The organism is Halobellus sp. MBLA0158 (genome assembly GCF_041477585.1).
Classification (GTDB): domain Archaea; phylum Halobacteriota; class Halobacteria; order Halobacteriales; family Haloferacaceae; genus Haloquadratum; species Haloquadratum rubicundus.
Map to the genome: position 1 here is coordinate 2,839,930 of NZ_JBGNYA010000001.1, position 17,812 is coordinate 2,857,741.

General features: G+C 68.4%; 24 protein-coding genes. 18 read left to right on the forward strand and 6 right to left on the reverse strand.

Annotated features, from left to right (window positions below):
• Nucleotides 1–7 precede the first annotated feature (7 nt).
• The 17 genes from rplX to OS889_RS14505 all read left to right on the forward strand — a co-directional run bounded on the left by rplX (nt 8) and on the right by OS889_RS14505 (nt 12,090).
• A complete protein-coding gene (rplX, locus tag OS889_RS14425) occupies nt 8–364 on the forward strand; it encodes a 50S ribosomal protein L24 (protein ID WP_372390923.1) in 357 nt (118 codons plus the stop codon).
• Complete coding sequence (locus tag OS889_RS14430; RefSeq protein ID WP_372390926.1) at nt 361–1,137, forward strand: 30S ribosomal protein S4e; 777 nt, start codon at nt 361–363, stop codon at nt 1,135–1,137. The genes rplX and OS889_RS14430 overlap by 4 nt, the downstream gene beginning before the upstream one ends.
• Nucleotides 1,134–1,667 (forward strand): 50S ribosomal protein L5, encoded by a 534-nt coding sequence (locus OS889_RS14435; RefSeq protein ID WP_372390928.1) that lies wholly within the window; start codon nt 1,134–1,136, stop codon nt 1,665–1,667. Before OS889_RS14430 ends, OS889_RS14435 begins: the two co-directional genes overlap by 4 nt.
• The gene (locus tag OS889_RS14440; protein ID WP_372390930.1) at nt 1,664–1,840 is read left to right on the forward strand and encodes a 30S ribosomal protein S14; all 177 of its coding nucleotides are present in this window, start codon (nt 1,664–1,666) and stop codon (nt 1,838–1,840) included. The genes OS889_RS14435 and OS889_RS14440 overlap by 4 nt, the downstream gene beginning before the upstream one ends.
• A 2-nt stretch (nt 1,841–1,842) precedes the next feature.
• The gene (locus tag OS889_RS14445; protein ID WP_372390932.1) at nt 1,843–2,235 is read left to right on the forward strand and encodes a 30S ribosomal protein S8; all 393 of its coding nucleotides are present in this window, start codon (nt 1,843–1,845) and stop codon (nt 2,233–2,235) included.
• Between the two features lie 4 nt (nt 2,236–2,239).
• Complete coding sequence (locus OS889_RS14450; protein ID WP_372390934.1) at nt 2,240–2,776, forward strand: 50S ribosomal protein L6; 537 nt, start codon at nt 2,240–2,242, stop codon at nt 2,774–2,776.
• Nucleotides 2,777–2,779: 3 nt separating this feature from the next.
• Complete coding sequence (locus OS889_RS14455; RefSeq protein ID WP_372390937.1) at nt 2,780–3,514, forward strand: 50S ribosomal protein L32e; 735 nt, start codon at nt 2,780–2,782, stop codon at nt 3,512–3,514.
• Complete coding sequence (locus OS889_RS14460; RefSeq protein WP_372390939.1) at nt 3,511–3,966, forward strand: 50S ribosomal protein L19e; 456 nt, start codon at nt 3,511–3,513, stop codon at nt 3,964–3,966. Before OS889_RS14455 ends, OS889_RS14460 begins: the two co-directional genes overlap by 4 nt.
• Entirely contained in the window at nt 3,966–4,520 is a 555-nt protein-coding gene (locus tag OS889_RS14465; protein WP_372390941.1) for a 50S ribosomal protein L18, read from the forward strand. Before OS889_RS14460 ends, OS889_RS14465 begins: the two co-directional genes overlap by 1 nt.
• Nucleotides 4,517–5,170, forward strand: coding sequence for a 30S ribosomal protein S5 (locus OS889_RS14470; protein ID WP_372390943.1), 654 nt, complete (start codon nt 4,517–4,519; stop codon nt 5,168–5,170). Before OS889_RS14465 ends, OS889_RS14470 begins: the two co-directional genes overlap by 4 nt.
• Nucleotides 5,170–5,634 carry a 50S ribosomal protein L30 gene (locus OS889_RS14475; RefSeq protein ID WP_372390945.1) on the forward strand — a complete coding sequence of 155 codons (465 nt, stop codon included), beginning with the start codon at nt 5,170–5,172 and terminating at the stop codon, nt 5,632–5,634. Before OS889_RS14470 ends, OS889_RS14475 begins: the two co-directional genes overlap by 1 nt.
• Nucleotides 5,631–6,134, forward strand: coding sequence for an uL15m family ribosomal protein (locus tag OS889_RS14480; RefSeq protein WP_372390947.1), 504 nt, complete (start codon nt 5,631–5,633; stop codon nt 6,132–6,134). The genes OS889_RS14475 and OS889_RS14480 overlap by 4 nt, the downstream gene beginning before the upstream one ends.
• 3 nt (nt 6,135–6,137) lie before the next feature.
• Nucleotides 6,138–7,607: a preprotein translocase subunit SecY gene (secY, locus tag OS889_RS14485; RefSeq protein ID WP_372390949.1), complete on the forward strand. Its 1,470-nt coding sequence runs from the start codon at nt 6,138–6,140 to the stop codon at nt 7,605–7,607.
• Between the two features lie 140 nt (nt 7,608–7,747).
• Nucleotides 7,748–8,941 (forward strand): COG1361 family protein, encoded by a 1,194-nt coding sequence (locus OS889_RS14490; protein WP_372390951.1) that lies wholly within the window; start codon nt 7,748–7,750, stop codon nt 8,939–8,941.
• 5 nt (nt 8,942–8,946) lie between these two features.
• The gene (locus tag OS889_RS14495) at nt 8,947–9,618 is read left to right on the forward strand and encodes an ABC transporter ATP-binding protein (protein WP_372390953.1); all 672 of its coding nucleotides are present in this window, start codon (nt 8,947–8,949) and stop codon (nt 9,616–9,618) included.
• Nucleotides 9,615–10,760 carry an ABC transporter permease gene (locus OS889_RS14500; RefSeq protein WP_372390955.1) on the forward strand — a complete coding sequence of 382 codons (1,146 nt, stop codon included), beginning with the start codon at nt 9,615–9,617 and terminating at the stop codon, nt 10,758–10,760. The genes OS889_RS14495 and OS889_RS14500 overlap by 4 nt, the downstream gene beginning before the upstream one ends.
• Nucleotides 10,761–10,836: 76 nt before the next feature.
• Complete coding sequence (locus OS889_RS14505; RefSeq protein ID WP_372390956.1) at nt 10,837–12,090, forward strand: tRNA (N(6)-L-threonylcarbamoyladenosine(37)-C(2))-methylthiotransferase; 1,254 nt, start codon at nt 10,837–10,839, stop codon at nt 12,088–12,090.
• An 11-nt stretch (nt 12,091–12,101) separates the two neighbouring features.
• On the opposite strand, the gene OS889_RS14510 is transcribed toward OS889_RS14505, so the two are convergent.
• The 5 genes from OS889_RS14510 to OS889_RS14530 form a co-directional block, all read right to left on the reverse strand.
• Nucleotides 12,102–13,094, reverse strand: a complete 993-nt coding sequence (locus tag OS889_RS14510; RefSeq protein WP_372390959.1) for a cation diffusion facilitator family transporter — start codon at nt 13,092–13,094, stop codon at nt 12,102–12,104.
• A gap of 253 nt (nt 13,095–13,347) precedes the next feature.
• A complete protein-coding gene (locus OS889_RS14515) occupies nt 13,348–13,926 on the reverse strand; it encodes an HIT family protein (RefSeq protein ID WP_372390961.1) in 579 nt (192 codons plus the stop codon).
• The gene (gene map / locus OS889_RS14520) at nt 13,923–14,816 is read right to left on the reverse strand and encodes a type II methionyl aminopeptidase (protein WP_372390963.1); all 894 of its coding nucleotides are present in this window, start codon (nt 14,814–14,816) and stop codon (nt 13,923–13,925) included. Before map ends, OS889_RS14515 begins: the two co-directional genes overlap by 4 nt.
• A gap of 60 nt (nt 14,817–14,876) precedes the next feature.
• Nucleotides 14,877–15,524, reverse strand: a complete 648-nt coding sequence (locus OS889_RS14525; protein WP_372390965.1) for an alpha/beta hydrolase — start codon at nt 15,522–15,524, stop codon at nt 14,877–14,879.
• A complete protein-coding gene (locus OS889_RS14530) occupies nt 15,521–16,522 on the reverse strand; it encodes a ring-cleaving dioxygenase (RefSeq protein ID WP_372390968.1) in 1,002 nt (333 codons plus the stop codon). Before OS889_RS14530 ends, OS889_RS14525 begins: the two co-directional genes overlap by 4 nt.
• A 116-nt stretch (nt 16,523–16,638) precedes the next feature.
• Here OS889_RS14530 and OS889_RS14535 point away from each other — a divergent pair, with 116 nt between their 5' ends.
• Nucleotides 16,639–17,040, forward strand: coding sequence for a winged helix-turn-helix transcriptional regulator (locus tag OS889_RS14535; protein ID WP_372391630.1), 402 nt, complete (start codon nt 16,639–16,641; stop codon nt 17,038–17,040).
• Nucleotides 17,041–17,052: 12 nt separating this feature from the next.
• Here OS889_RS14535 and OS889_RS14540 read toward each other — a convergent pair whose 3' ends face one another.
• Nucleotides 17,053–17,712, reverse strand: a complete 660-nt coding sequence (locus OS889_RS14540) for a DsbA family oxidoreductase (protein ID WP_372390969.1) — start codon at nt 17,710–17,712, stop codon at nt 17,053–17,055.
• Between the last annotated feature and the right edge of the window lie 100 nt (nt 17,713–17,812).

A 17,812-nucleotide genomic window follows, 5' to 3' on the forward strand; every position in this document is an offset into this window, starting at 1 on the left:
GCACAGCATGACAAAGCAACCACGCAAACAGCGAACACGGACGCAGAACGCGCCCCTACACGAGCGGCAGGACCAGGTCCGCTCGACGCTGGCCGACGACCTCCGCGAGGAGTACGGCCAGCGCAACGTTCGCGTCAACGCGGGCGACACCGTCGAGGTGCTCCGCGGCGACTACGCCGGCACGGAAGGCGAAGTCGTCGAGGTGGACCTCCGGGAGATGGCCGTCTACGTCGAGGACGTGACGGTCGAGAAGGCCGACGGCGAGGAAGTGCCTCGTCCGCTCGACGCCTCGAACCTCCGCGTGACCGAACTGGACCTGGAAGACGACCGCCGCGAGGCGCGACTCACGGAGGACAACGAATGACGCGACACCAGAAGCGACTGTCGGCACCGAACGCCTGGCCGGTCGAGCGGAAGACCCAGACGTTCACGGTCAAGGCCGGCGCGGGTCCGCACGGCGAGGCGGGGGTCCCCCTGCTCGTCATCCTGCGGGACGTGCTCGGCTACGCCGACTCGAGGAAGGAGGCGCGCTACGCGCTGAATCAGGGCACGGTCCTGATCAACGGCGACGCCGTCTCCGACGAGGAGCGCCCGGTGGGGATGTTCGACATCCTCGCGTTCACCGAGCGCGAAGAGTACTACCGGGTCTTCCCCGACGAGGGCGGTCGGCTCGCGCTGACGCCGATCGACGCCGGCGCGGCGGGCAGCCGCCTCGGCAAGATCGTGAGCAAGCAGGAGGTCGCGGGCGGCGCGACCCAGCTGACGCTCCACGACGGCTCGAACGTCCGCGTCGACGACGCCAGCGAGTACAGCACGAAGGACTCGCTCGTCGTCGGCAACGAGGACAAGGAGATCGTCGCGCACTTCCCCTACGAGGAGGGCGCGCTGGTCACCGCTGTCGACGGCAGCCACTCCGGCGAGATCGGCACGGTCGAGGAGATCACCGTCACCGCCGGCAGCGGCGACAACACCGTCATCGTCGACGGCAGCGACGCGACCTTCGAGACGATCGAGGACTACGTCGTCGTGATCGACGAGAACTTCGTCGAGGACGACGAGGCCGAGTCGGCCGACGAACCGGACGAATCGGACGACGTCGAGGACGACGAAGCCGACGCCGGAGGTGACGACGAATGAGCAGCGAAGCCGACAGCGAGGCCGAGTTCCACGAGATGCGCGAGCCGCGCATCGAGAAGGTCGTCGTCCACATGGGCGTCGGCGAGGGCGGTCGCGAGCTCGCGAACGCCGAGGAGATCCTCGAAGAGATCGCCGGCCAGGAGGCCGTCCGCACGACGGCCACGCGCGCCGCGACGCAGTTCGGCGCCCGCACCGGGGACCCGGTCGGCGCGAAGGTCACCCTCCGTGGCGACCGCGCACACGAGTTCCTGGAGACGGCGCTTCCGATCGCGGACCTGAACGAGCGGCAGTTCGACGACACCGGCAACTTCAGCTTCGGCGTCGAGGAACACACCGAGTTCCCGTCCCAGGAGTACGATCCCCAGATCGGGATCTACGGGCTGGACGTGACGGTCAACCTCGTCCGTCCGGGCTACCGCGTCTCGAAGCGCGACAAGGCGTCGCGCTCGATTCCGGAGTCGCACCGCCTGACGCCCGAGGACGCCATCGCGTTCCTCGAAGACGCCTTCGACGTGGAGGTCACCAAATGAGCGAATCAGAGACAGAACAGACGGGCGAGCACGCGAGCCGGCGCACGGGACAGACCCACGAGTGCCGCCGCTGCGGCCGCAATCAGGGTCTCGTCGGCAAGTACGAGATCTACCTGTGCCGCCAGTGCTTCCGCGAGGTCGCCCGCGATATGGGATTCAAGAAGTACCGATAATTATGGCAGGAAACGATCCACTGGCCGACGCGCTCGCCGGCGTCGACAACGCCGAGAGCGTGGGCCACCTGTCGCACGAGATACAGCCCGCCTCGAACGTCATCGGCTCCGTCCTCGAGGTCTTCTACGACCGCGGGTACATCGACGGCTTCGAGTTCGTCGACGACGGCAAGGCCGGCCTGTTCGAGGTCGAACTGAACGGCGCGATCAACGAATGTGGCGCCGTCAAGCCCCGCTACTCGGCGGGCGCAGACGAGTTCGAGAAGTGGGAGAAGCGATACCTCCCCGCCCGCGACTACGGGACGCTCATCGTCACGACGAGCCACGGCGTGATGAGCCACTACGACGCCCGCGATCAGGGCATCGGTGGCCAAGTAATCGCCTACGTGTACTGAGACAATGACCAGAGTAGAAATCGAAATTCCGGACGAGGTCTCCGCTGAGGTGTCCAATCTCGATCTGACGGTCGAGGGGCCGAACGGGAGCGTCACGCGGACGCTCTGGTACCCCTCCGTCAGCGTCAGCGTCGAGGACGGCCACGTCGTCATCGCCTCCGAGGAGGAGGACGCCAAGACGAACGCGACCGTCGGGACCTTCGAGAGCCACGTGTCGAACATGATCCACGGGGTCACCGAAGGCTGGGAGTACGAGATGGAAGTCTACTACGCCCACTTCCCGATGCAGGTCAACGTCGAGGGCGACGAGGTCGTCATCGAGAACTTCCTCGGCGAGCGCGCCGAGCGACGGACGCCCATCCGCGGAGACACGGAGGTACAGGTCGACGGCGAGACGGTCACCCTGACGGGCCCCTCGAAAGAGGACGTCGGGCAGACCGCCGCCGACATCGAACAGCTCACTCGCGTGAACGACAAGGACACGCGCGTCTTCCAGGACGGCGTCTACATCACGCAGAAACCCCAGACCGGAGGTGCCTAAGCGATGGCAGAAGACGAAGACGTCGACGCTGAATCCGAGACCGAAGACGCGATCGAGTCGCTCGAAGACATCAGCGGCGTCGGCCCCTCGAAGGCGGACGCGCTGCGCGAGGCCGGCTACGAGTCGGTCGACGACGTGAAGGCGGCCAGCCAGTCCGAACTCGCCGACGTCGACGGCGTCGGCAACGCGCTCGCGGCCCGCATCAAGGCGGACGTGGGCGGACTCGAAGTCTCCGAGGAGACCGAGGCCGAAGTCGAAGACGAAAGCGAGGAGGAGGAAGCCGACGAGGACGTCGAGACCGAACTCCGCCCCCGCGGCCACGCCGACAAGACGCCCGACCTCGACGAGGAGACGGCGCGCGCGCTCGGCCAGAAGCACCGCGAGGGCAAGCCGGCGTTCCGTCGGCAGAAGTACCACGCGAAGAAGCGCGTGCCCGAATCGTGGCGCAAGCCCCGCGGCAACCTCTCGAAGCAGCGCCGCGGCATCAAGGGCAAGGGCGATATGGTCGAGGCGGGCTTCCGCTCGCCGAAGGCCGCCCGCGGACTCCACCCCTCGGGCTTCGAGGAGGTCCGCGTCCACAACGTCGACGACCTCGAAGGCGTCGACGGCGACACCCAGGCCGTCCGCATCGCCTCGAAGGTCGGCGCGCGCAAACGCGAACAGATCGAAGAGGAAGCCGAGGACCGCGAGATCCGCGTCCTCAATCCGACCTACGTCGAAGTGGAGGTCGAAGAATGACGGACCTGAAATCACAGAAGCGTATGGCCGCCGACGTCCTCGACGTCGGTAAGGACCGCGTCTGGTTCGATCCCGACGAACAGGCCGAGATCGCGGAGGCCATCACCCGCGAGGACATCCGCGACCTGGTCGACCAGGGGACCATTCGCGCCAAGGACGCGAAGGGCAACTCCAAGGGTCGCGCCCGCGAGCGCGCAGAGAAGCGCGCCTACGGCCACCGCAAGGGCCCCGGCTCCCGCAAGGGGAAGGCCGGCGGCCGGAAGAACTCGAAAGACGAATGGGTCAGCCGCATCCGCGCTCAGCGTCGTCGCCTGAAGGAACTGCGCGACGACGGCCCGCTCAATCCGACGCAGTACCGCGAAGTGTACAACAAGGCGTCGGGTGGCGAGTTCGAGGACGTGGCGCGGCTCGAAGCGTACATCAGAAACAACTACGACGTGGAGATAGAATAATGGCAACAGGACCACGCTACAAGGTGCCGATGCGACGTCGGCGCGAGGTCCGGACGGACTACCACCAGAGGTTGCGCCTGCTGAAATCGGGCAAGCCCCGCCTCGTTGCTCGCGTGAGCAACAACCACATCAGGGCGCAGCTGATCACCCCCGGACCCGACGGCGACGAAACGCACGCGGCCGCGTCCTCCGAGGACCTGGAAGCGTACGGCTGGGAGGCCCCCACGGGCAATCTCCCCAGCGCGTACCTCACGGGCTTCCTCGCCGGGACGCGCGCCGTCGAGGCCGGCCTCGACGAGGCCGTCCTCGACATCGGACTGAACACCGCGACGCCCGGCAACAAGGTGTTCGCGGTGCAGGAAGGAGCGATAGACGCTGGCTTGGAGATCCCCCACAACGAGTCGGTGCTCGCCGACTGGTCGCGCAACCGCGGCGAACACATCGCCGAGTACGCCGAGCAGCTCGACGAGCCCCTCTACTCGGGGGACTTCGACGCCACGAAACTCCCTGAGCACTTCGACGACGTGCTCGAACGACTGCAGGAGGACGCATGAGTCAAAGCAACAACGACGGCTGGACGCCGCGCACGCGGCTCGGCCGAATGGTACAGGACGGCGACGTCACCTCGATGGAGCAGGCGCTCAACACGGGCCTGCCCCTGAAGGAACCCGAGCTCGTCGACCAGCTCCTCCCCGGACTGGACGACGAGGTGCTGGACATCAATATGGTCCAGCGGATGACCGACTCCGGTCGCCGGGTGAAGTTCCGCTGTGTCGTCGCCATCGGGAACCGCGACGGCTACCTCGGCTACGCCGAGGCCCGCGACGATCAGGTCGGCTCGGCGATCCAGAAGGCGATCGACGTCGCGAAGCTGAACATCATCTCGGTCGACCGCGGCTCCGGCTCGTGGGAGGACTCCGCCGGCGGCGTCAACTCCCTCACCCGGAAGGCCGAGGGGAAGGCCGGCTCGGTCACGGTCGAAGTGATGCCCGCCCCGCAGGGGCTCGGGCTCGCCGCGGCCGAGACCGTCCGCAACATCCTCGAACTGGCGGGCGTCCAGGACGCCTGGACCCGCTCGAACGGGAACACGCGGACGACGGTCAACCTCGCGAAGGCGACCTACAACGCGCTGAAGAACGCCTCCCAGTCGCGGACGCCCCGACGCGCCGCGGCCAAACAGGCCGAAGCGGAGGTGGACGAGTGATGCAGGCGGTCGTCCAACTGCGCGGCGAAGTCAATATGAGCACGGCGGTCCACGACACGCTCAAGATGCTCAACATCCACCGCGTGAACCACTGCACCTTCGTCCCCGAGACCGAGACGTACCGGGGAATGATCACGAAGGTCAACGACTTCGTCGCTCACGGCGAGCCGAGCGTCGACGCCGTCGAGACGGTGCTCCGCACGCGCGCGGAGCCCGAGCACGGCGACGCCGACATCGACGAGGCGTGGCTGTCCGAGAACACCGACTACGACTCCTTCGAGGCGCTCGCGGAGGCGCTCGTCGACGAGGAGACGACCCTCAAAGAGCAGGGGCTCTCGCCCGTGCTGCGGCTCCACCCGCCGCGCGGCGGCCACCGCGGCCAGAAGCACCCGACGAGCGAGGGCGGTCAGCTCGGCAAGCATCAGACCGAAGAGATCGACGAACTCCTGGAGGCGATGCGATGACGTCGAAGAAGCGACGCCAGCGCGGTTCCCGGACCCACGGCGGCGGCACGCACAAGAACCGGCGCGGCGCCGGACACCGCGGCGGCCGCGGCCGCGCGGGGCGGGACAAACACGAGTTCCACAACTACGAGCCGATCGGCAAACACGGCTTCAAGCGCCCCGAGGACTCCCAGCGGACGGTCGCGGAAGTGAACGTCCGCGAGATCGACGAGGACGCCGCGCTGCTCGCGGCCGACGGCCTCGCCGAGAAGGACGGCGACGCCTACCACGTCGACGCTCGGGACGTCGCAGACGACGCCGAGGACGCCGACTTCGTGAAGGTGCTCGGCGGCGGGCAGGTCCGCCAGGAGCTGCACGTCGTCGCCGACGCCTTCACCGACGGCGCCGTCGAACTCATCGAAGACGCCGGCGGCAGCGTCGAGCTCACAGAGCTCGGCGAGGAGATCGTCGCCGAGGCCGAAGCCGAAGAAGAAAGCGACGACGAAGACGCAGAGGAGTAATCTATGGGATGGAAGGAGGCCGCCGAACCGGTGCTGACGCGGATGCCGTCAGTCGCGCGTCCGGAAGGACACGTCCCGTTCCGCCGGAAGCTCGGCTGGACCGCCGGGATCCTCGTGCTGTATTTCTTCCTGACGAACATCACGATGTTCGGACTGCAGACGGGCGGTCCGGGCAGCGACTTCTACGGGCAGTTCCGTAGCATCCTCGCCGGCTCGCAGGGGTCGATCCTCCAGCTGGGGATCGGGCCGATCGTCACCGCGAGCATCGTTCTGCAGCTGCTCGGCGGAGCCGACCTCCTGGGGCTCGACACCAACGACCCCCGGGACCAGGTGCTCTACCAGGGCCTCCAGAAGCTGCTCGTGGTCGTGATGATCTGTCTCACTGGGCTGCCGATGGTGTTCGCGGGCAACTTCCTGCCCCCGAGCGAGACGCTCGCGCAGTCGCTCGGCATCGGCACCGGCGGCGTCCGAGGCATCATCTTCGCGCAGATGTTCGTCGGCGGCGTCCTCATCCTATTTATGGACGAGATCGTGAGCAAGTGGGGCGTCGGGAGCGGCGTCGGGCTGTTCATCATCGCCGGCGTCAGCCAGCAGCTCGTCGCCGGGCTGTTCAGCTGGCAGAGCCTCGGCGGCCAGAGCGGCTTCTTCCCGACGTGGGTCGGCATCATCACCGGCGCCGTCGAGATCGGCTCGCCGCTCACCGCCGGCGGGCTCTCGGATCTGTTCCTCGGCCAGGGCCAACTGCTCGCGCTCATCACGACGATCCTCATCTTCGCGATCGTCGTCTACGCCGAGAGCGTCCGCGTCGAGATTCCCCTCTCGCACGCGAACGTGAAGGGCGCCCGCGGACGCTTCCCCGTGAAGCTCATCTACGCGAGCGTCCTGCCGATGATCCTCGTCCGCGCGCTGCAGGCGAACCTCCAGTTCCTCGGGCAGATCCTGAACAACTGGTGGACGGGGATGCCCGCCTGGCTCGGCCAGTACACCCAGGGCCAGGTCACCGGCGGCCTGTTCTGGTATCTCGCGCCGATCCAGTCCCGACAGGACTGGATGTGGTTCCTCGGGTTCACCTCCCAGGAGCCCGCGGCGATCGCCGTGCGCGTCGCGATCGACCTGATCTTCATGATCATCGGCGGCGCGATCTTCGCGATCTTCTGGGTCGAGACGACGGGAATGGGTCCCGAAGCGACGGCCCGGCAGATCCAGAACTCGGGGATGCAGATCCCCGGCTTCCGCCGGAACCCGCAGGTGATCGAGAAGGTGATGGAGCGGTACATCCCGCAGGTGACCGTCATCGGCGGTGCCCTCGTCGGGCTGCTCGCCGTGCTGGCGAATATGCTCGGCACCATCGGCGGCGTCTCCGGGACGGGGCTGCTGCTTACGGTCTCTATCACGTACAAACTGTACGAAGAGATCGCCGAGGAGCAGCTGATGGAGATGCACCCGATGATGCGCGAGATGTTCGGCGACTGAGCCGACCGCCGATCGGATCTTCCCTTCTCGCGACGCCCGAGATCGCCGCGCCAGTATCACTGAATCGAAAAGTTTGCAAGCCGTGAGTCGAAACGGGGCGTAGAGTACGACGTAGCCCCCACGACGTACGCCCCTCAACGATGAATTGGTCCTCCATCCTCCGCGCAGTCGTCGTATCGTCGCTCCTGATCAGCGGTGCCGGCGTCGCCGTGACGCCGGCTGCAGCCGCCCCGGCAGTGCAGATGTCGTCGGTGACGGTGACGCCGGACGATCCCGTCACGGGCGAGCGCGTCTCCATCGAGACGACCATCTCCAACCTCGAAAACAGCGACGCAACCGTCAGGATCACGGACATCTACGTCCGCGGGAGGGGATCTATCAACGAATACGCCAGGGTCGAAGATCTTGGCTCTGTCGCGCCGGGCGGATCGGTAACCGTTCCGGTGTCGACGACGTTCGAGACGCCGGGCCAAAAGCGGCTCACCGTCAACGTGGCCGTCCGGTACGGCGGCGGCTCGTACGAACGCTACACCTACCCGGTCTACATCGACGTGGAAGCGCCGGCGGTGAAGGCAGACCTCGCCGCGACGAATCAGGCCAACGGCACAGGAACGCGCGTCACTCTCACCAACTACGGGAACACGAACCTCACCGACGTGGAGCTCGTCGCCAGCGCCGACGGAGAGGAGATCGAGCGCAACTTCGTCTTCGATCTCGGGCCGGAGGCGAGCCGGTCGACCGTCTTCGACACCGACGACGTCGCGGCCGAGCGGATGACGGTCACCGCGCGGTACGCCGCCGCCGGCGAATCACATACGACGACGCTCGACGTCGACCTCGACGAGGCAGCGCCCGTTCTCGGCGAGATCCGGCTGACGGGAGTCGAAGCGACACAGACCGGCGGCGGCCTGCGGATCGAGGGCGACGCCGCTAACCTCGGCACCACCGACGCGGAGTCGGTCCTGGTGCGGATCCCCGACACCGAGACGGTGAGCCCGACCGCGCCCGCCGGCGAGTACTTCGTCGGCGCGGTCGAGGGCAGCGAGTTCGCGACTTTCGAGCTCACCGCGTCGACGCCGCCGAACGCGTCGGTCTCCTCGGTCCCCGTCGAGATCACTTACATCGTCGACAACGAGCGCGTGACGACGACCCAACGGTTACAGATAGACCCCGCGCCGGCGATGGGCTTCGGCGCCGGTCAGGCACCCGGCGGAGGCGGTCCCGGCGGCGGGCCGTCCGGCGGCTCCGGCGGGCCCCCGCTGACGCTGATCGGCGGCGCCGTCGCGGTGCTCGTCGTCGTCGGGGGTATCGCGCTCTACCGCTGGCGGCAGTGAGCGCGATGAGCGCGAGCGTCATCGAACTCCACGGCGTGGTGAAGCGCTATCGGAGCGGCGAGGAGACGATCGAGGCGCTGAAAGGCGTCGACTTCACCGCCGACCGCGGCGAGATGGTCACCGTCATCGGCCCCTCCGGCTCCGGCAAGAGCACGATGCTCAATATGATCGGCCTGCTCGACACGCCCTCGGAGGGGACGGTCCACCTCGACGGCCACGACGTGACCGACTTCTCCGAGGACGAACTCACCGAGGAGCGCCGCTCGGGCATCGGCTTCGTCTTCCAGGCGTTCCACCTCCTGCCGATGCTCACCGCCACCGAAAACGTCGAACTCCCCTCGATGTGGGACACAGACGTCGACCGCCGCGACCGCGCGGTCGACCTCCTGGAGCGCGTCGGCCTCGGCGACCGGCTCGACCACACGCCCGATCAGCTGTCCGGCGGCCAACAGCAGCGCGTCGCCATCGCCCGCGCGCTCATCAACGAGCCCGACATCCTCCTCGCCGACGAGCCGACCGGCAACCTCGACCAGGACACCGGCGCGACCATCCTGGACGAACTCACCCGGCTCAAGGAAGAAGAGAACATCGCCATCGTCGCCGTGACCCACGACGAGCAGCTGGTGGAGTACGCCGACCGCGAGGTCAACCTCGTCGACGGGGTGATCGGGGAGTGAGCATCGCCGATCTGCTGTGGCGCTTCCCGAGCGTCCAGATGGCCTGGCGGAACCTCGGCCGGAACCGCGTGCGGACGGCGCTGGCGACGCTGGGGATCGTCATCGGCGTCGTCGCTATCGCGTCGCTCGGGATGGCCGGCGTCGCCATCCAACAGCAGGCGACCTCGGACCTCGGCGGGATCGCCGACGAGGTGACGATCAGATCCGGCGTCGACAGCACCACGGACGGCGTCACCGACGAACAGGTCGACCGGATCCGGGATGTCGCCGGCACCGCCGCCGTCGTCCCCGAGAAGTCAAACAGCACCACGCTCACCGCGCGGGACGGCCGGGAGACGTTCGTGACCGTGACTGGCATCACGCAGGCGAGCACGCTGTATGAGGTCTCGACCGGCGACAACCCCGATCGCCTCCAGTCGGGGGCGCTTCTCAGCAACGACACCGCACAGCGGCTCGGCCTCGAACTCGGCGACCCCGTCGAGTACGACGGCCAGCTCTACCGGATCAGGGGGCTGATCGAGTCCGGCGGCGGCGGATTCGGCGGCGGCAACGAACTCGTGCTCCCGCTCTCGGCGCTCGACGAGGACGAGCACTACGACTCGGTGACGATCGTCGCCGCCGACGGCGACGAGGCCCAGCGGATCGCCGACGCCATCGAGACGCGGTTCAACGAGGGCGACGAGGAGATCCTGAGCGTGACGAGCTTCGCGAGCATCCAGGAGAACGTCGGGTCGTTCCTCAACACGCTCAATCTGGCGCTGATCGGCATCGGCTCGATCTCGCTGGTCGTCGCGAGCGTCGCGATCCTGAACGTGATGCTGATGAGCACGATCGAGCGCCGCGGCGAGATCGGCGTCCTCCGCGCGGTCGGCATCCGCCGCGGCGAGGTCCTGCGGATGATCCTCGCCGAGGCCGCGTTCCTGGGCGTCATCGGCGGGGTCGTCGGCGCCGCGCTGTCGCTTGGGGTCGGCCTCGCCGCCTTCGAGGTCCTGGTCGGGGACGCGACGCTCGTGTTCGGGTGGGCGAGTATCCGCTATCTCATCCTCGGCTTCGGCTTCGCGGTCGTCGCCAGCGTGTTGAGCGGGCTGTATCCGGCGTGGAAGGCCGCCAACGACCCGCCCGTCGAAGCGTTGCGGGGCTAAGCGAAGGAGGGTCGGCAGCCGCGGTGGGCCGAACCGTCGCGCTTTTGCCCGCGGATCCGGTACCTCCACCGACCGAATGGCCCGATACCACATCGAGACGTACGGTTGCACCTCCAACCGCGGCGAGAGCCGGCAGATCGAGAGCGCGCTCCGCGACGCCGGCCACTACCCCGTCGACGGCCCGGAGGCGGCCGACGTCGCCATTATGAACACCTGCACGGTGGTCGAGAAGACGGAGCGCAACATGCTCCGCCGGGCCAAAGAACTCGAATCCGAGACCGCGGACCTGATCATCACCGGCTGTATGGCGCTCGCCCAGGGCGAGGAGTTCCGCGAGGAGGACGTCGACGCGCAGATCCTCCACTGGGACGACGTCCCCGCCGCCGTGACGAACGGCGAGTGTCCCACCCCCGGGCCGGGGACCGAGCCCGTCCTGGACGGCGTCGTCGGCATCCTCCCGATCGCCCGCGGGTGTCTCTCGAACTGTTCGTACTGCATCACGAAGTTCGCGACCGGCCGCGTCGACTCCCCGCCGGTCGAGGAGAACGTCGAGAAGGCCCGCGCGCTGGTCCACGCCGGCGCGAAGGAACTCCGAATCACCGGCCAAGACACCGGCGTCTACGGCTGGGACGAGGGCGAGCGGAAGCTCCCCGAACTGCTGGATCGAATCTGCACCGAGATCGACGGCGACTTCCGGGTCCGGCTGGGGATGGCCAACCCCGGCGGCGTCCACGGCATCCGCGAGGAACTGGCCGACGTCTTCGCGCGCCACGACGAACTCTACAACTTCATCCACCTCCCCGTGCAGTCGGGGTCGGACACCGTCTTGGAGGATATGCGCCGCCAACACCGCGTCGAGAAGTTCGTCGAGATCGTCGAGACCTTCGACCGGAAGTTGGACTACTGGACGCTCTCGACGGACTTCATCGTCGGCTTCCCGACCGAGACCGACGACGACCACGCCCAGAGTATGGCGCTCTTCCGGGAAGTGCGACCCGAGAAGGTGAACATCACGCGCTTCTCGAAGCGGCCGGGCACCGACGCCGCGGACCTGAAGGGCCTCGGCGGGTCGGTGAAGAAGGAGCGCTCGAAGGAGATGTCCGAACTGAAGATGGACGTCGTCGCCGAGGCCTACGAGTCGATGGTCGGCGAGACCAGGGAGGTCGTGGCCGTCCGCGAGGGCACCGGCGACTCGGTGAAGTGCCGCGACGAGGCCTACCGGCAGATCATCGTCCAGAACGCCTCGGAACGCGGGATCGAACTCGGCGACACCGTCGAGGTCGAGGTCACGAGCCACCAGACGGTCTACGCGTTCGGCGAGCCGGTCTGATCGGCTGCCGATTACGAATTTCCGTCCGCCGTCGCGTCCGCCTCACTGCTGTCGGAGCCGTCGTTCCCGTCAGCGCCGCGATCGTCGTCGATCCCGGCGAGCCGGTCGGCCTCGGGGTCGGGCTTCCACTCGCCGAGTTCCTTCGGATCGACGTGGACGAACACGTCGTCGACCTCGGGCATCGCGCGAACGGCCTCGACGACCTCGGATTCGATATCGTGGGCCTCGAACAGGGTCATATCGCCCTCGACCTCGATGTGGAGACTCACGTCCACCTCGGGGCCGACGTAGTGGGCGACGACGTCGTGGGCGCCGCGGACCTCCGGGTGCGCGAGCGCGCGCTCGATGATCTCCCGGCGGAGCTCCTCGGGCGGCGCGGCGCCGACGAGGTAGTTCACGTTGTCGCGGACGATTTCATAGCCCGTGTAGAAGATGCCGAGCGAGACGACCGCGCCCGCGATCGGATCGAGGATCGGCGCTCCGGCGGCCGCGCCGAGGACGCCCACGAGCGCGGCGGCCGCGGTGAGGATGTCGTTGCGGTTGTCGAGCGCCGCGGCGGTCACGGCCGGCGAGTGACGCTCCTCGCCGATCCGGAGGCAGTAGCGGTAGAGGCCGTACTTCGCGCCCGCGGTGCCGACGAGGACGACGACCGCGGCCGCGCCGCCGTCGACGCCGTAGGTGCCGTTCAGGACCGACGTCGTGGCGTTCCAGAGGACGGCGCCGCCGGCGGCGAAGACGCCGACCGCGACGAACAGCGAGACGAACGGCTCGATGCGCTCGTGGCCGTGGGGGTGCTCGAAGTCCGGCGGCTGGGTCGTGAGATAGAGGCCCGCGAGGACGACGATGCTGTAGACGCTGTCGGCGAGGCTGTTGACCGCCTCGGAGCCGACCGCGAGGCTCCCCGAGACCCACCAGACCCCGCCCTTCGCGAGGACGAGCGCGAGGTTGACGGCGAGGACGATCGCCCCGACGCGGCGGACGACGCGCCTGCGGTCGTCGCTCATCGGTCGTTGGTTTCGGGCGGACGGCTAAGGCGCTTCGATCCTGTACTACTGTGATTTCCTCGCTGATGAAGTCGTGAACGCGACAGCGACGGCCTCGGAAGCCCCCGCGCGCTCGGCGAAGACGCGCGACGCAAGCACCGCAGGAGCGAACGACGTGAGCGACGAGGAGCGCAGCGAGCGCAGCGAGTCGAGCGCGCGGCCCCTTCCAGTCCCACCCACTGTGAGGGCCGGGGCAAGCGCAAATCGGCCCCGGTCAGACGTCGAAATCGAGCCGGACCGCGCGCTCGGGGTCGTCGGCGTACTCCTCGTCGACGGCCGCCGACAGCGACGCGAACGCGTCGTGGAGGCGGTCGTAGGTGTCGTCGAGGGCCTCGACGATGACCTTCGTGTCGCCGATCACGGGCATAAAGTTCGTGTCGCCGCTCCACCGGGGGACGAGGTGCGTGTGGACGTGGTCGTCGATCGACCCGCCCGCGGCCGACCCGCCGAGGTTCTCGCCCGCGTTGACGCCGTCCGGACCGAGCCCGATCTCCAGGGCGTCGATCGTCGCCACCTTGAGCCGGGCGTGATCGAGCAGTTCGGCGTCCGAGAGCGATCCCCACTCGCCGGTGTGGCGCTCGGGGATGACCATCACGTGGCCCGGATTGTACGGGTAGTTGTTCAGGATCACGAACGAGTGCTCGCTGCGGGCGACGATCCGGCTCTCCCTGTCCGCGTCGCGCTCGGGCAGGACGCAGAACGGACAGCCGTCGATGTCGTCCTCGTCGCCGTCGCGCTCGACCCACTCGATCCGCCACGGCGCGAAGAGCTGGTCCCGGTCGGGCTCGGTCATTCGGTCAGGATCTCACACCCGTCTTCGGTGACGACGACGGTGTGTTCGGCCTGGCTGATCAGTTCGCCGTCATCCTCCTTCAGGACGGGGTAGCTGTGGAGGATGCCCTGCTGTTCGAGGCGGCGCAGCGCCATCTCCGCGCGGGAGCCCTCCAGCCAGCGGGCGGCGAAGGGAAGCGTCTTGTACTCGTCTTTCACCTGATCGAGGACCTGCCGTGCCGAGCGGTTGCGGACCGAGCGGTCGTTCTCCAGGCTGTAGATCTCCGCGTTCGAGCCCTCCGAGACCTTTCCTCTCCCGGTCGTGGCGAACGGCTCGATCGCGACGACGTCGCCGACTTCGAGTTCGACGCCGCGCTCTGTGCCGCGGTTCGGGATCGTGGGCCCCGTGTGGGCGTCGTACTGGGCGACCCCGTGGCCCGAGAGATTGAGGACGGGCGTGTAGCCGTAGCTGCGGATCACGTCCTCGATCGCGGTGCCGACCTCGCCGGTCTGGACGCCCGGTCCTACGGCCTCAAGCGCGGCGTCGAGCGCCTCCTCGGCGGCCTCGACGAGTTCGGCGTTGCCCGAGAGGTCGACCGTCACGGCCGCGTCGGCGATGTAGCCGTCGACGTGGACGCCGCAGTCCAGACAGACCAGCTCCTCGCCGAACTCGGTGTCGTCGTCGCGGCCGGGCGTCGCGTGAGAGGCCTCCTCGTCGACACTGATGTTGGCCGGGAAGGCACAGCCGTCGGCGAGCTCGCGGATCCGCTCCTCGGCGAACTCGGCGACCTCCAGGTGGGTGACGCCGGGCTCGACCTTCTCGGCGGCCTCGTCGAGGACCTGCCGGAGGACGCTCCCCGCCTCGCGGTACTTCTCCAGCGTCTCGTCGTCGAGTCCGTCGCTGTCGCTCATACCCGGACAGTCGGCCGAGGCGCCCAAAGAGGTTCCGAACGCTGCGGTTCGGTCGGGGACCTACGCGCCCGCGACCTCGGAGAGCAGGTCGCCGAGGTACTCGATCTCCTCTTCGAAGATGCCGTGGCCGCGGCCGTGGTAGCGGTCGAAGCGCACGTCGGCGCCGAGGCGCTCGAACACCTCGACGGTCGCTTCCGCCCGCGACATCGGAATGTGGGGATCGTCGTCGCTGACGCCGAGGAAGAACGGCATCCCGTCGACGTCGCCCGCGTAGTCGAAGTCGGTGCCCTCCTCGCCGATGAGCCCACCGGAGAGCAGGACGAGCCCGCCGTAGCGCTCCGGGTCGCGGGCGACGAAGTCCGAGACGAGACACGCCCCCTGCGAGAAGCCCACCAGAAGCACCTTCTCGGGCGGGAGCCCGCCCGAGCGGGCCTCGTCGACGGCGCGGCCGACGTGCGCGAGCGCGGAGTCGAGATGGGGTTGGTTCTGCTCGATCGGCGCGACGAAGCGGTTCGGGTACCACGTGCCGCGCTGGGCCTGCGGCGCGACGTAGTGGACGCCCTCGCGGGCGAACTCCTGGGCGAACTGGAGCATCCCGTCGGCGCGCGCGCCGCGGCCGTGGACGAGCACGACCGCCGCGTCCGCCTCGTCGGGCGCGACGCCGGCGGTCCGGATCGGCTGGTCGGCGTGGGGATCGGATCCGCTCATTCGCCGTCACCTCCGTCCGTCGCGGGCGTCGGTCTTTCGGTCTCGTCGCCCTCGATCGATCCGGGCTCTCCGAGCGGCGGCAGCGCCGCCTCGATCCGCCCGCGCTCGTCGTCGAGCCACGGCGGGAGCTTGAGTTCCGACCCGAGTTCCGCGACCGACTCGTCGGCGGTGAACCCCGGCCCGTCGGTGGCGATCTCGAAGAGTATCCCGCCCGGCTCGCGGAAGTAGATCGACTTGAAGTACTGGCGGTCCTTCTGGGGCGTCACGAACTGACCCGCGTCCTGCAGTTCCTCCCGCCAGGCCAGCTGTTCGTCCTCGTCGGCCGCGCGGAACGCGACGTGGTGGACGGTGCCGACGCCGGGGCGGCCGCGCGGCGGCCCCCGGTGGAGGACGTCGACGACCGTCGCGCGGTCGCCGTCGGCGGCGTACCGCACGCGCTCTGCGCCGTCGTCGGGCTCGATCTCGGAGCCGACGCGCGTGAGTCCGAGCACGTCGAGGACGTTCCCCGTCGCCTCGGGCTCCGCCGAGTGGAGGGTCACGCCGAAGAAGCCGCGGATGCCGTGTTCGGCCGGGACGGGGCCCTCCGACCAGGGCTCGATCGGGGAGTCGGCCTCGACCAGTTCGAGCGGCTGGCCGTCGGGGTCCTCGAAGGGGAGGACGCCCGCGCCGAACCGCGTTTCGCGGTCGCCGACGGTCGCGTCCGAGTCGCGGAGGCGGTCTGCCCAGTAGTCGAGGCCCCCCTCGGGGACGGCGAAGGCCGTCGCGACGGCCTGGCCGCGACCCGGACGGCCCGCGTGGGCCCCGTCGAAGGGGAAGAACGTGAGCGCCGTGCCGGGCGTGCCCGTCTCGTCGCCGTAGTAGAGGTGGTACGTCGTCGTGTCGTCGAAGTTGACCGTTCGCTTGACGAACCGCAGGCCGAGGACCTCGGTGTAGAACGCGAGGTTCGTCTGCGGATCACCTGCGACGGCGGTGACGTGGTGGATTCCAGTGGTTTGCATAGTGTGGAGGCGAGGGGCGGCGACGCTTCGCCGCCGACCCGGTATCGCTGTGATACCTACTATAGAGGCGAAAGGGTTTGTACCTTCGCGGACGAACGGGTGACCAGGTGACGCCCGTGTCCCCAGAATCCGACGACGAACCCTGCTCTGTGATCGACTCGCTGGAACAGATCGGCTCGCAGTGGCGCCTGATCGTCCTGCACGACCTCCAAGAGGGCGAAAAGCGGTTCAACGAGCTGAAGCGCTCGACCGACGCCAGTTCGCGGACGCTCTCGCGCGTCCTCGACGATCTCCAGGAGTTGGGCTTCGTCGACCGGCGACTCGAAGAGGACGCGCCGGTGGCGACGTTCTACTCGCTGACTCCGAAGGGCCGGTCGCTCTGTCCGGTCTTCGACGAGATCGAGGCGTGGGCCGAAGAGTGGCTCGACGCGCCGCCGGCTGGGAACGACCCCGCGACGGTCGCCGCCGACGGCGGCTCAGAGACCGACGACCCGAACGAGACCGAAGCCGCCGAGTAGCGATCGGTTCCCTTACTCGCCTTCGACCAGCCGCCGGAGCTGCTCGGGCGGAACCGCACCGCGGGCGGCGTACCCCTCGTAGACGAACGTCGGAACGCCCGTGATGCCGCGCTGCTGTGCCTCTCGGAACTGCTCGCGGATCGCCGAGCGGCGCTCCTCGTCGGCGAGCGCGTCGCGGACGAAGTCGGCGTCGACGCCCACGTCGGTCGCGAGATCGACCAGCACGTCCTCGGCGCCGATGTCGCGGCCCTCGTGCCACAGCGCCGCGAAGACGGCCTCGTCGAAGTCGAGCCACGTCTCGTAGTCGTGGGCCTCGCGGACGGCCACGGAGACGACCTGCGCTGGCAGGGAGTCGACCTCGGTCGCCAGGTCCAGTTCCATCTCGTCGGCGCCGTACTGCTCTTGGAGCCGGCGGACGTTCTCCTTGGCCTGCTCGTAGTAGGCGTCGTCCTTGCCGTCGTCGGCCTCGTGGTCGATCGTCCCGTCGGGGTTGCGCTTGCCCGACCGGAGGTCGAAGGGGTGCCAGTCGATCTCCAGTTCCGCGTCGCGGTCGGCCTGGTAGGCGTCGAGCGATCGGCGGCCCAGGTAGCAGAACGGGCAGACGTAGTCCGAGTAGATCGTGATCACGTCGCCTTCGGCCGCGCTGTCCGGGTCTGTCGTATCCGTTGACATCGTATGCGACCGGAAGCGGTCCGGACACAAGAACCCGTCCCGCCGTTGCGACCGGTCCGAACATCCATACGAAAACGACATCCGAATATATCGGTGGGAA